Source organism: Embleya sp. NPDC050493 (genome assembly GCF_044458105.1).
Classification (GTDB): domain Bacteria; phylum Actinomycetota; class Actinomycetes; order Streptomycetales; family Streptomycetaceae; genus Embleya.
On sequence record NZ_JBITHP010000047.1, the window covers coordinates 29,015 to 41,528 of the forward strand.

At 70.9% G+C, this 12,514-nt stretch carries 10 protein-coding genes; 9 read left to right on the plus strand and 1 reads right to left on the minus strand.

What is annotated here, in order from left to right; all coding sequences use genetic code 11:
• The first annotated feature begins 325 nt into the window (after positions 1 to 325).
• From ACIBM5_RS44825 to ACIBM5_RS44840, 4 genes are all read left to right on the plus strand, one after another.
• Positions 326 to 1,132, plus strand: coding sequence for a FadR/GntR family transcriptional regulator (locus ACIBM5_RS44825; RefSeq protein WP_396012460.1), 807 nt, complete (start codon positions 326 to 328; stop codon positions 1,130 to 1,132).
• A 397-nt stretch (positions 1,133 to 1,529) separates the two neighbouring features.
• Complete coding sequence (locus ACIBM5_RS44830) at positions 1,530 to 2,099, plus strand: hypothetical protein (protein ID WP_396012462.1); 570 nt, start codon at positions 1,530 to 1,532, stop codon at positions 2,097 to 2,099.
• Positions 2,100 to 2,139: 40 nt separating this feature from the next.
• The gene (locus ACIBM5_RS44835; protein ID WP_396012463.1) at positions 2,140 to 2,922 is read left to right on the plus strand and encodes an SDR family NAD(P)-dependent oxidoreductase; all 783 of its coding nucleotides are present in this window, start codon (positions 2,140 to 2,142) and stop codon (positions 2,920 to 2,922) included.
• 31 nt (positions 2,923 to 2,953) lie between these two features.
• A complete protein-coding gene (locus ACIBM5_RS44840) occupies positions 2,954 to 4,177 on the plus strand; it encodes a DegT/DnrJ/EryC1/StrS family aminotransferase (RefSeq protein ID WP_396012464.1) in 1,224 nt (407 codons plus the stop codon).
• A 40-nt stretch (positions 4,178 to 4,217) separates the two neighbouring features.
• On the opposite strand, the gene ACIBM5_RS44845 is transcribed toward ACIBM5_RS44840, so the two are convergent.
• Positions 4,218 to 5,252, minus strand: coding sequence for a LacI family DNA-binding transcriptional regulator (locus ACIBM5_RS44845; RefSeq protein WP_396012465.1), 1,035 nt, complete (start codon positions 5,250 to 5,252; stop codon positions 4,218 to 4,220).
• 219 nt (positions 5,253 to 5,471) lie between these two features.
• On the opposite strand from ACIBM5_RS44845, the gene rhaI reads away from it, so the two are divergent.
• The 5 genes from rhaI to ACIBM5_RS44870 all read left to right on the plus strand — a co-directional run bounded on the left by rhaI (position 5,472) and on the right by ACIBM5_RS44870 (position 12,509).
• On the plus strand, positions 5,472 to 6,638 hold the full coding sequence (gene rhaI, locus ACIBM5_RS44850) for an L-rhamnose isomerase (RefSeq protein WP_396012466.1): 1,167 nt from the start codon (positions 5,472 to 5,474) through the stop codon (positions 6,636 to 6,638).
• Between the two features lie 49 nt (positions 6,639 to 6,687).
• On the plus strand, positions 6,688 to 8,739 hold the full coding sequence (locus tag ACIBM5_RS44855; RefSeq protein ID WP_396012467.1) for a bifunctional aldolase/short-chain dehydrogenase: 2,052 nt from the start codon (positions 6,688 to 6,690) through the stop codon (positions 8,737 to 8,739).
• A gap of 492 nt (positions 8,740 to 9,231) precedes the next feature.
• Entirely contained in the window at positions 9,232 to 9,678 is a 447-nt protein-coding gene (locus tag ACIBM5_RS44860) for a nuclear transport factor 2 family protein (protein ID WP_396012468.1), read from the plus strand.
• A 251-nt stretch (positions 9,679 to 9,929) separates the two neighbouring features.
• Entirely contained in the window at positions 9,930 to 11,180 is a 1,251-nt protein-coding gene (locus tag ACIBM5_RS44865) for an NAD(P)/FAD-dependent oxidoreductase (RefSeq protein WP_396012469.1), read from the plus strand.
• 153 nt (positions 11,181 to 11,333) lie between these two features.
• Positions 11,334 to 12,509 (plus strand): PP2C family protein-serine/threonine phosphatase, encoded by a 1,176-nt coding sequence (locus tag ACIBM5_RS44870; protein ID WP_396012470.1) that lies wholly within the window; start codon positions 11,334 to 11,336, stop codon positions 12,507 to 12,509.
• Positions 12,510 to 12,514 lie beyond the last annotated feature (5 nt).

Genomic DNA, 12,514 nt, shown 5'->3' on the forward strand with positions numbered 1-12,514 from the left:
TCCAGGTGCGCGGCGAGGTCGTGTGGGGACAGGCCGTCGCGTTCGTGCGCGAGGACGGAGAGGATGTCGAGCCCCACGAGGTCGTAGCCGGCGGATGCCGCCGCGTCGATCTGTTGCGGGAGGGAGGGCGCGAGCCCGTAGTAGGTCGAATGGTTGAAGGTGTTGAAGCTGTAGCGCATCGCATCCTCGAAGGCGGTGGAGGAGGTTCCTTCAACATATCTAACATGGCTATGTTAAGCGAGAGGAGAGATGTGGGAGCCCTTCGTCCGGGCGTCTCTGCCCGGAACGGCCTCTCGGGATGTTCTTACATAGCTAGGATCGGGCCATGACGAACGGTTCGCATGCCATCAGGACGGAGTCTCGCGCGGCGCGCGAGGGGGCGGATCGGATTCGGCATGCGGCCATCGCCGAGGTCGTCGCCGATGCGTTGCGCCACCGCATCCTCGAAGGCGACCTGGCCGACGGCGACGTGCTGCCCAAGCAGGACGAACTGATGGCCGAGTTCGACGTGGGCCGCACGACGCTGCGCCAGGCCATTCGCATCCTGGAGACCGAGGGACTGCTCACCGTCCGCCGCGGAAACATGGGCGGTTCGGTGGTGCACCGGCCCACGCCCGAGGACGCGGCGCACATGTTCGGCATGGTCATGCACGCCCGACGGGTGACCCTGGAGGACCTGGCCCGGGCGCTGCGGCGGCTGGAGCCGGTGTGCGTGGCGCTGTGCGCGCAGCGCGGGGACAGGATGGAGACCGTGGTACCGCGGTTGCGCGAGATCCACGCGCGGATGGTGCCGACCGTCGACGACGGGCTCGCCTACATCCGGGCCAGTCGCGAGTTCCACGAGGCGATCGTGGCCGCATGCGGGAACCGGACGATGCAGATCCTGCTGGGCATGGTGGAGACGCTCTGGGCACGGCAGGAACAGTTGTGGGCCGAGCGCTCGGCGAACGAGGTGGGGGTCGACACGCGCCTGCTCGGCGTGCGCGAACACCAGCACCTGATCGACCTGATCGCCGACGGCGACGACACTCTGGCCTACCGGTATGCGGTGCGCCACCTCGAAGGGGCACACGCCTACCCGTTGCAGGAGTACGCGGTGCGCCCGGTGCGGTCGGGGCCGGCCCCGGTCTGAGTGTTGCGGGTTCGGCCGGAAGCGGGTCCCCGACGCGTTCCCGGGTTCGGTTCCCGGTCCAACCCCGTTGCCCCCGGCCGCCGTCCCCGAGCCGTGACGTCACGGCTCGGGGACGGCGCGCCTTCGTGATGTCCGCGGGCAGTTTCCCCGGCGCGGCGGCGTGTACGGGCGACCTGCTCGGCCGAGGTGGCGCCGAACGGCACTGAGTCGATCCCGGCCGGGTGGCCGGCCGGACGGCTGACGTTCGGCGCCGGCTTATTTATATCGCTTACACAAAATCAGGCGACAGGCCGGATACCCGTCTTGTGGCGTCATCATAACCATGATAGCTATGATGAGAACTGACGAGGCATCAGGTGCGCGCTCCGTCAACGCCCCGTGGACGAGGAGATTCGGCATGGCCGTGCCCGACGACGATCCCGGCTCCCGCCGGATCACCCACCTGGAACTCCTCCACCGACCCGGGGAACGCGCGCAGGCCCGGCGGCTGCTCGAACTGCTGGGGTGTCGGGTCCTGGACCGGGGCGGACACTTCTTCAGCGCCTTCGTCGAACCCGAGGTGACCGACTACCTGAACAACATCCTGTACACGTCCGAGGTGACCCCCGAGCAGTGGGCCTTCGAGCGTCAACTGCAGGTCGCGGCCGCCGAAGGGCCGTTCGCCCGGGCACGGTCGGCCTGGGACGCGCACATGCGGGCCGAGCCCCGGTACACGCACCACTTCGGGCTGCGCCTGCCGTCCGAGGAGGCGCTGGACACCGCCCTGGCGCGCATCGACGCGGCCGGTCGCGAGGACGGCGAACTCGCGGGCCGCGTCGAGGTCGTGGCGATGTTCCGCCCCGGTGATCCCGGCGCCGCGACGGACACGATGGTCCAGGCGTTCGTGCGCACCGACGTCGTGGCGTGCGGCCTGGTCACCCTCGGGCAACACATCGAACTCCAATGGCACCTTCCCCGGACCGCCTAGGCCGTGTCCGGTCGGGGCCACCGCTTCGAAGGGATCCACCATGTACGACCTGCAAGGGAAGGTCGCGCTCGTCACCGGCGCCGCGCAGGGACAGGGAGCCGCCGAGGCGCGCCTGTTCGTCGCCTGCGGCGCCTCGGTGATGCTTGCCGACGTGCTCACCGAGCAAGGCACCGCGCTCGCCGACGAACTGGGCGACAACGCCGCCTTCGTGACCCTCGACGTGCGCGACGAGCACGCCTGGGCGGCCGCCGTCGCCCTGACCGTGGAGCGCTTCGGCGGCATCGACATCCTGGTCAACAACGCCGCGGCGATGCGCATCGTCGCCTTGGAGGAGGAGACGGCCGACGACTTCCGGCGCATCCTCGACGTCAACCTGCTCGGCCCCTTCCTCGGCATCCGGGCCGTCGTCCCGCACATGCGCGCCGCGGGCGGCGGAGCCATCGTCAACATCGCCTCGGTCAGCGGTATGCAGGCGCAGGCCTGGGCGTCCGCGTACTCCGCGTCCAAATGGGGACTGCGCGGCCTGACCCGCACGGCCGCGCTCGAACTGGGCGACGCGGGGATCCGCGTCAACGCCATCGTGCCGGGCACGATCCGCACCGCGATGCTCCCGGCCGACCGCAGCGGGGCGGCCGAGGACACCCGGTTCGCGCGACTGCCCCTGGGCCGGGTCGGCGAACCGGACGAGATCGCCCACATGGCCGCGTTCCTCGCCTCTCCCGGCGCCTCCTACGCCACCGGCGCCGACTTCACCGTCGACGGCGGACTGCTCGCGGGCCCGACCCCGGCACCGCGCCCCGCCGCCCCGATGACGTTCCACTGAATTCCCACTCACCACCCCAAGGACAAATCCCATGAGTGAGCAACAGCGCGTCGTCTACGCGAGCGCCGTCTACGACCAGGACGAAGTCGACGCCGTGATGGCGGTTCTGACGCAGGGTCAGGACGGCCTGCGGATCGGCCCCAACGTCGCCGAGATGGAACGCCGCGTGGCCGACCTGTTCGGCAAGCGCCACGGGGTGATGGTCAGTTCCGGCTCCGCCGCGCTGTTCCTCGCCCTGGAGATCCTCGACCTGCCCGTCGGCTCGGAGGTGATCACCTCGCCGCTGACCTTCTCCACCGACCTGTCCTGCCTGCTGCGCGCCGGCATGGTGCCGGTGTTCGTGGACGTCGAACCCGACACCTTCCAGATCGACGTCACCAGGATCGAGGCGATGATCGGTGAGCGGACCCGCGCCATCCTCGTGCCCAACCTCGCCGGCAACGCGCCCGACTGGGACGCCATCCGTGCCATCGCCGACCGACACGACCTCAAGGTGATCGAGGACTCCTGCGACGCGGTCGGCGCGACCCTGCGCGGCACGCCCACCGGCGCCCGCTCCGACATCTCGGTCACCAGCTTCTCGCTGTCGCACATCATCACCGCCGCCGGCACCGGCGGCATGGTCATGCTCGACGACGACGCCCTGCGCGACCGCTGCCTGACCCTGCGCGGCTGGGGCCGCCGCTCGGAAGTGCAGCTGTTCGGCTCCAAGGCCGGCTCCCGGGACTTCTGGACCGACCTGGACGGCATCAGCTACGACAACATGTTCATCTTCGACGAGGCCGGCTGGAACTTCCTGCCCACCGAACTGTGCGCGGCCTTCGGCGTCCAGCAGGTCAAGAAGCTGGACCGCAACCACGAACGGAGGCAGCACAACTTCACCCGCTTCTCCGAGGTGCTGCGCCGCCACCCGAAGCACTTCACGCCGCCTCGCCAGACCAAGGACCTGAACACGGCGTGGTTGTCGTACTGCTTCCTGGTCAAGCCCGACGCGGGGTTCGGCCGCAGCGACCTCCAGCAGTATCTGGAGCGCCACGGCATCGACACCCGCGTCGTGTGGACCGGCAACGCCGCCCGCCAGCCCTTCATGAAGAAGGCGACCTTCCGGCAGCCCGCAGACGGTCTCCCGGGTGCGGACCAGGTGATGGAGTACGGGATGCTGATCTCCTGCAACCACGGCCTCACCGACGACATGATCGACCACGTCGCCGCCCGGGTCGACGCGTTCATTCGGCAACTGGACACGGGTTCCTGAGCGTTCGCCCGGGACCGGCGGTCTCCGGCCCGACCGCCGGTCAGTCGGCGACGAGGCTCGCGCGGCGGCTGGAGTCGCGGACGACCAGTTCCGGCCGCAGCACGATGCGCCGGTGGATGTGTTCGTCGTCGGTGGTCGCGTCGGTCTCGGCGAGCAGCAACTCGGCGGCCGTGCGGCCGATGCGCGCCGCGGGCTGGCGTACCGAGGACAGCGGGACGGCGGCCGCCGCCGCGAACTCGATGTCGTCGTAGCCGACCAGGGCGATGTCGTGGGGCACCCGCACGCCGGCGGCGTACAGGGATTGCAGCACACCGAGAGCCAGCAGGTCGTTCGCGCAGAACACCGCCGTCGGGCGCGGTGACATGCCCAGGAGCCGGGCCCCGGCGTCCCGACCCGCGGCCACGTCCGGGCGGTGCGATTCGATCGACGTCAGCGCGTCGTCGGCGAGCCCGCTCTCGCGGATGGCATCGAGGCCGCCGGTGAACCGGTCGCGGACCTGGGCAAGGTGCGGGGGACCGCCGACGTAGGCGATTTGCCGGTGCCCGGAGGAGACCAGGTGGCGAATCGCCATGGCCCCGCCGAGGACGTCGTCGACCGAGACGGAACAGCCTTGATCGGCGGGCAGGGAGCGGTCGACCAGCACGAACGGGATGCCCCTGGCCCGCAGGAGCTCGACGGTCCGTCCACTGGTGTCCGCGGGGGTCACCAGTACGCCGCGGACCCGCTGTTCGGCGAAGAGCGACAGATAGTCGGTCTCCTCGTCCCTGCTGCCCGCGCTGTTGCAGACCATGACGCCCAGACCGACCTCGCGCAGTGCGCGTTCGGCACCCTTGGCCACCTCGGCGAAGAACGGGTTGGCCAGGTCCAGAACGAGCATGGCGACGATGCGGCTGCGTCCGGCGCGGAGCTGACGCGCGGTCTCGCTGCGGACGTACCCCAACTGCGCGATGGCCGCGCGCACCCGGTCCCGGGTATCGTCGGAGACGAGTTCGGGGTTGTTGATGACGTTCGAGACGGTCCCGACGGAGACCCCGGCCAGACGCGCGACGTCCTTGATACCCGCTTTGCCGCTCACGGGCCCGCCTTCCGCATCGTTTCAAGTCGTTGTTCGGGTCCTTCCCCGGCTGTTCGTTCATGGTAGATGCAGGCCCGACCGGCACTGTGCGACCGGTCCCGGCGGCCTCTCGCCGCCGGCGACGCGTGCGTTGACAGCGGGCTGATCGGTGGATAGCTTACGCGAAATTGAAACGTTTCAGTCGGGTCTTTCCAGGGCTGCTCACCAGATGGAGTCGAGATGGCATCCACGACCGCGGTGCGGGCCGCGCTGAAGTCGCAGCGGATCGAGACGCCCTCGTGGGCGTACGGGAACTCCGGGACACGATTCAAGGTGTTCGCCCAGCAGGGGGTGCCGCGGGATCCCTTCGAGAAGGTGGCCGACGCGGCCCGGGTGCACGCCTTCACCGGCATCGCCCCGTCGGTGTCGCTGCACATTCCCTGGGACCGGGTCGACGACTACGCGGCGCTGGCCGAGCACGCCGACGCCCACGGGGTGACCGTCGGGGCGATCAACAGCAACGTGTTCCAGGACGACGACTACATGCTGGGGTCGGTGACCAACCCGGACCCGCGCATCCGCCGCAAGGCGACCGATCACCTGCTGGCGTGCGTCGACGTGATGGACGCGACGGGCTCCCGGGACCTGAAGCTGTGGTTCTCGGACGGCACGAACTACCCGGGCCAGGACGACATCCGAGCGCGTCAGGACCGGTTGGCGGAGGCCCTGACGCAGGTGTACGCGCGGTTGGGCGGCGACCAGCGGATGATCCTGGAGTACAAGTTCTTCGAGCCCGCGTTCTACACGACCGACGTGCCGGACTGGGGCACGGCCTACGCGCACTGCCTCAAGTTGGGGGAGCGGGCCAAGGTCGTCGTCGACACCGGCCACCACGCGCCGGGCACGAACATCGAGTTCATCGTCGCGCTGCTGCTGCGCGAGGACAGACTCGGCGCGTTCGACTTCAACTCGCGCTTCTACGCGGACGACGACCTGATGGTGGGGGCGGCCGACCCGTTCCAGCTGTTTCGCATCATGCACGAGGTGGTGCGCGGCGGCGGGCTCGACGCGGGCACCGAGGTCGCGTTCATGCTCGACCAGTGCCACAACATCGAGCCGAGGATCCCCGGCCAGATCCGCTCGGTGATGAACGTCCAGGAAGCGACCGCCAAGGCGCTGCTCGTGGACGCCGAGGCGCTGGAGGCCGCACAGCGGGCCGGCGACGTGCTCGGCGCGAACGCGGTGCTGATGGACGCGTACAACACCGACGTCCGCCCGTTGCTCGCCGACCTGCGCGGTGAACTGGGCCTGGCGCCGGACCCGATGGCCGCCTACGCGGCATCCGGCCACGCCGAGCGCATCCGCGCCGAGCGGGTCGGCGGCGCCCAGGCCGGTTGGGGCGCCTGACCCCCGCGATCGACCGACCACCTCCGTATCGACCCAAGGGACACACCTCATGAAGCCACCGACGAACCCGGCGGTGGAGGCACTGCTGAACCGCTCCCACGCCCTGGGTGCCGACCCCCGCAACACCAACTACGCCGGGGGCAACACCTCGGCCAAGGGCACCGCACTCGACCCGGTCACCGGCCGGCCGGTCGAACTGATGTGGGTCAAGGGCTCGGGCGGCGACCTGGGCACCCTGACCGAGAGCGGACTGGCCGTCCTGCGCCTGGACCGGTTGCGCGCGCTGGTCGACGTCTACCCGGGCGTCGATCGCGAGGACGAGATGGTCGCCGCGTTCGACTACTGCGCGCACGGCACCGGCGGCGCCGCACCCTCGATCGACACCGCGATGCACGGCCTGCTCGACACCGCGCACGTGGACCACCTGCACCCCGACTCCGGGATCGCACTCGCCACCGCGGCGGACGGCGAGAAACTGACCGCCGAGTGCTTCGGCGACACGGTGGTGTGGGTGCCGTGGCGGCGCCCCGGCTTCCAACTGGGCCTGGACATCGCGGCGATCAAGGCGGCCCGACCACAGGCGATCGGCTGTGTCCTCGGCGGCCACGGCATCACCGCCTGGGGGGACACCTCCGAGGAGTGCCGGGCCAATTCGCTGCACATCATCCGCACCGCCGAGGCGTTCATCGCGCAGCGGTTCGACGCCGCCCGGCACCCGTTCGGGGAACCGCTGCCGCAGCACGCGCCACTCCCCGAGCCGCGGCGCCGGGCCCGCGCCGCGGAACTCGCGCCGCTGCTGCGCGGGGCGGCCTCCACCGATCGGCCGCAGGTGGGGCACTTCACCGACACCGACGTGGTGCTGGACTTCCTCGCCCGATCGGAACACCCGCGGCTCGCCGCCCTGGGCACCTCGTGCCCGGACCACTTCCTGCGCACCAAGGTGCGTCCGCTCGTCCTCGACACCGCGCCCGAGGCGCCGCTCGAGGAGGTGACCGCGCGCCTGCGCGAGTTGCACGCGTCCTATCGTGAGGAGTACGCGGCCTACTACGCCCGTCACGCCGGCGAGGATTCGCCCGCGATGCGCGGCGCGGACCCGGCGATCGTGCTGGTGCCCGGCATCGGGATGTTCTCCTACGGCAAGGACACGCAGACCGCCCGGGTGGCGGGCGAGTTCTATGTGAACGCGATCAACGTGATGCGCGGCGCGGAGACGGTCTCGACCTATGCCCCGATCGAGGAGGCCGAGAAGTTCCGCATCGAATACTGGGCACTGGAGGAGGCCAAGCTCGCCCGGCTGCCCGAGCCCGAGCCGCTGGCCGGCCGGGTGGCCCTGGTCACCGGTGCCGGCTCCGGTATCGGCAAGGCCATCGCGCACCGCCTGGCCGCCGAGGGCGCGTGCGTGGTGGTCGCGGACCTGAACGCCGGGAACGCCGCGGCCGTCGCCGCGGAACTCGGCGGTGCGGACCGGGCGCTGGCGGTGACCGTGGACGTGACCGACGAGGACCGGATCAAGGCCGCGTTCGCCGAGGCCGCCCTCGCCTACGGCGGTGTGGACCTGGTCGTCAACAACGCCGGCATCTCGATCTCCAAGCCGCTGTTGGAGACCACCGCCCGTGACTGGGACCTCCAGCACGACATCATGGCCCGCGGCTCGTTCCTGGTCTCGCGCGAGGCCGCCCGACTGATGATCGACCAGCGACTCGGCGGCGACATCGTCTACATCGCCTCCAAGAACGCCGTGTTCGCGGGGCCGAACAACATCGCCTACAGCGCCACCAAGGCCGACCAGGCGCACCAGGTACGCCTGTTGGCCGCCGAACTCGGCGAGCACGGCATCCGCGTCAACGGCGTCAACCCCGACGGCGTCGTCCGCGGATCCGGCATCTTCGCCGCCGGCTGGGGCGCACAGCGCGCCGCCGTCTACGGCGTCGAAGAGGACAAGCTCGGCGAGTTCTACGCCCAACGCACCCTGCTCAAGCGCGAAGTGCTCCCCGAACACGTCGCCAACGCGGTCTTCGCCCTGACCGGAGGCGATCTCTCGCACACCACGGGGCTGCTCATCCCGGTGGACGCCGGAGTCGCCGCGGCCTTCCTGCGCTGAATCGCAGTCGCACCGGCGGCACGCAACGCCGCCGAGGCGGCTGCCCCGCGAGGAGGGTCCGCATGGCGGCGGCGCGGCAACCGCCGGGCCTCCACCCGGGCTCCCTTCGCGCGGTGCGGGTGGTGCCCGGGTCGGGACGGCCGGCCGGGCACCGGCGGCCACCGATGGGCTCCGCCGCCGACGCGGGTGCCGGTCGGGCCGGACCGGCGGGTTCGGTCGTTGATCTCGATGGCAGGTGCGGCTACCGTACCGGCTCGACAGTAACTGTCGAATATTCGACATCGTGCGGGATGCGAGCCCCTGGAGGAACGCCGTGGCACAGCCCGGATCCACCGCACCGCCGTCCACCGCGACATCCGCTGTCGGCACGACGCACGCTCCCGTGACGTCGGCCGAACACCGCGTCGAGTGCGGTGCTCGGTGCGTGGCCTCGACACGGGCGGCGCGCCCGCGCCTCGATCGGTCGGCACGCGGCCTGCCCGGAGCCGCCTCGTGAGCGTCGACCACGCGCGGACGGCCGCCGACCGACTCGCGGTGGCCGATCTCGCCAACGCCTACGCCGACGCCCTGGACCGCCGCGAGTGGCAGGCTCTCGACGAGGTCTTCACCGCGGACCTGGCCGCCGACTACAACGGGCAGTACGTCATCTCGGGCCGGGACGCCGTCGTCGCGATGATCCGCAGCTACCTGGACCCGTGCGGCCCCACCCAGCACCTGCTGGGCAACCACCGCGTCGCCGTCGACGGCGACCGGGCGCAGCTGACGGTCAAGATGCGTGTCCACCACATCGGCGCGGGCGAGCGTGCGGATCGCACGTACGAGTGCTTCGGCTGGTACCACGCCGAAGCCGCCCGCACCGCCCGAGGATGGCGCCTGTCCACGTGGCGACAGGAGGTCACGGCCGAACTCGGCACCCGGGACGTCTTCGTCGGTGTCTGAACGGCCGATCCGGCTGCGACGAAGCGAGGGTCGCAGCCTCGACGAACCGGGCGTCATTCCGACGACCGACCCTCACAGCCCCGACGAACAGTCACGGCTGCGGCGACGAACGATCGGCCGACACACCGGGGAACGCGGCAACCGCCGGCGGAACGGGGGCTGTCGACGACGATGGCCTGGCCAGGCGTGACGCCGGCGGAGAGCGAATCGCCATCCGCCCGCGGCCGCTTCTACGCTGCAGAGGAGAGAACATGGCCGCGAACCCGGCATTCGTGATCGTCGGAGCCGGTCTGGCCGGTGCCAAGGCGGCACAGACGCTCCGCGAGGAGGCCTTCGACGGCCCGATCGTGTTGCTCGGAGCGGAGCAGGAGCGCCCCTACGAAAGGCCGCCGCTCTCGAAGGGCTACCTGCTGGGCAGGGACGAGCGTGACAGCGTCTACGTTCATCCGCCCGGGTGGTACGCCGAGCACGACGTCGACCTGCGCCTGGGCGTCACCGCCACCGCCGTCGACCCGGCCGGACACGAGGTGACGCTCGCCGACGGCAGCCGCATCGGCTACACGAAGCTGCTCCTGACCACCGGCTCCACACCGCGCCGCCTGACCGTGCCCGGGGGCGACCTCGTCGGCGTCCACTACCTGCGCCGACTCGCCGACAGCGACCGGATCAAGGAAGCCTTCGGGTCCGCATCCCGCGTCGTGGTGATCGGCGCCGGCTGGATCGGTCTGGAGACAGCGGCCGCCGCCCGCGCGGCCGGCGTGGAGGTGACCCTGCTGGAGGTGGCGGAGCTGCCGCTGCTGCGGGTACTGGGCCGCGAGGTCGCCCGGACCTTCGCCGACCTGCACGCCGAGCACGGGGTCGACCTGCGCTTCGGTGTCCAGGTCGCCGAGATCACCGGTACCGGCGGACGGGTGAACGGTGTGCTGACGACCGACGGCAGCCGCATCGACGCCGACGCGGTCATCGTCGGGGTCGGCATCACCCCCGACACCCGGCTTGCCGAGGCCGCCGGCCTGGAGGTCGACAACGGCATCCGCGTCGACGCGCACCTGCGCACCTCGCACCCGGACGTCCACGCCGCCGGGGACGTCGCCAACGCCTTCCACCCGCTGCTCGGCAAGCACATCCGGGTCGAGCACTGGGCCAACGCCGTCAACCAGCCCCAGATCGCGGCCAAGGCGATGCTCGGTCGGGACGTGACCTACGACCGCGTTCCGTACTTCTTCACCGACCAGTACGACCTGGGCATGGAGTACACCGGCCACGTCGAACCCGGCGGCTACGACCGAGTCGTCTTCCGCGGCCGGCGGGACACCCGCGAGTTCATCGCCTTCTGGCTCGCCGAGGGCCGCGTACTGGCGGGCATGAACGTCAACGTCTGGGACGTCACCGACCCGATCCGCGCCCTCGTCACCTCCGGCCGAGCAGTCGACGCAGGTGAACTCGCCGATGTGGACGTTCCCCTCGCCGACCTTTCGGGGCGCTCCGACGCGACCGGCTGACGTGGCGAGGGCCGGTCCGGGGCGGTCTCGACGGGGCGGCGTGGCGTGGCGTGGCGGGGCGCGCGGACCGGGTCGGCCGTGCACGGTCGCGACCGGGCGGAGCCGGACGGGCGATGAGTGGAATGCCCGGCTTCGGGGGGCCAAGCTGTATGTATGCGGTCACTCCTGCGCTCGGCTCCCGGAACGGGAGCCGGCGGTCACAGCCGGCTCCTGGTCACCCTCGCACAGTGTGTGCCGTTCGCGATCGCACTTCTGGTGGTCGCGATCGAGTTCTCGCCCGCGCACATTCTGTACACCGGCCCGCTGCTGACCGCGACGCCGGCACTGGCCGCGGTCACGATGGGCCCCAAGGGGACGATCTCGGCGGCGGCTGTCGCTCTGGCCGTCAGTGTGAGCACCGCGACGTACAACGAGGCATGGGGCAGCCGGCAGGTCTACACGAACTTCCTGGCCATTCTCCTGGTGTCCGCGGCCAGCGTCACGACCAGTGCGTTCATGCATGCGCGCAGACGGACCGAACTCGACCAGGTCCGCCGGATCGCCGTGGCGGCACAGCGGGTCCTGCTCCGGCCGGTGCCCGCCCGATTGGGTCCGGTGCGGACCGCGAGCATGTACCTCGCGGCGGAGAGCGGCGCGCAGATCGGGGGTGACCTGTACGAGGCCGTGCAGACGCGGTACGGGGTGCGGATGATCATCGGGGACGTCCGGGGCAAGGGGCTGCCCGCCGTGCGCTCGGCCGCGGCGGTGCTGGGCGCCTTCCGGGAAGCCGTGCACTACGAGGACGACCTGGTGGAGGTCGTGGCCCACTGCGCGGCCGCGCTGCGTCGGGAAAGCGCCATGCCGCGGGGGATCGGTCGGGACGACGAGGAGGAGCGGGCGGAGTCGTTCGTCACCGTGCTCGTTGCCCAGGTACCCGACACGCTCGTGGTCGAGTTGGTCAACCGCGGCCACCCACCGCCGCTGGTGCTGCGCCGGGGCACGGTTCGCGCCCTGACGCCCGCCTCACCACTTCCGCCCCTCGGCCTGGAGGACTTGATCACCGGTCCTCCCGGCGAGATGGAGACCTATGGGTTCGTCCCCGGCGACCGGCTGCTGCTGCACACCGACGGCGTGCTCGAGGCACGCAACCGCGACAACGACTTCTTCGCCCTGCCCGAGGCCATGCAAGCGGCGCCGGCCTGCACCCCGCCGGAGTTCCTGGAACACCTGCACCAGGGGTTGATCCGCCACACCCAGGGGCGACTGGCGGACGATGTGGCGATGCTCCTCGCCGAGCGGCTCGGCGGGGCAACCGGCGCCACGTCGGCGGCGCGGAGCGCTGCGCGATGACGCCG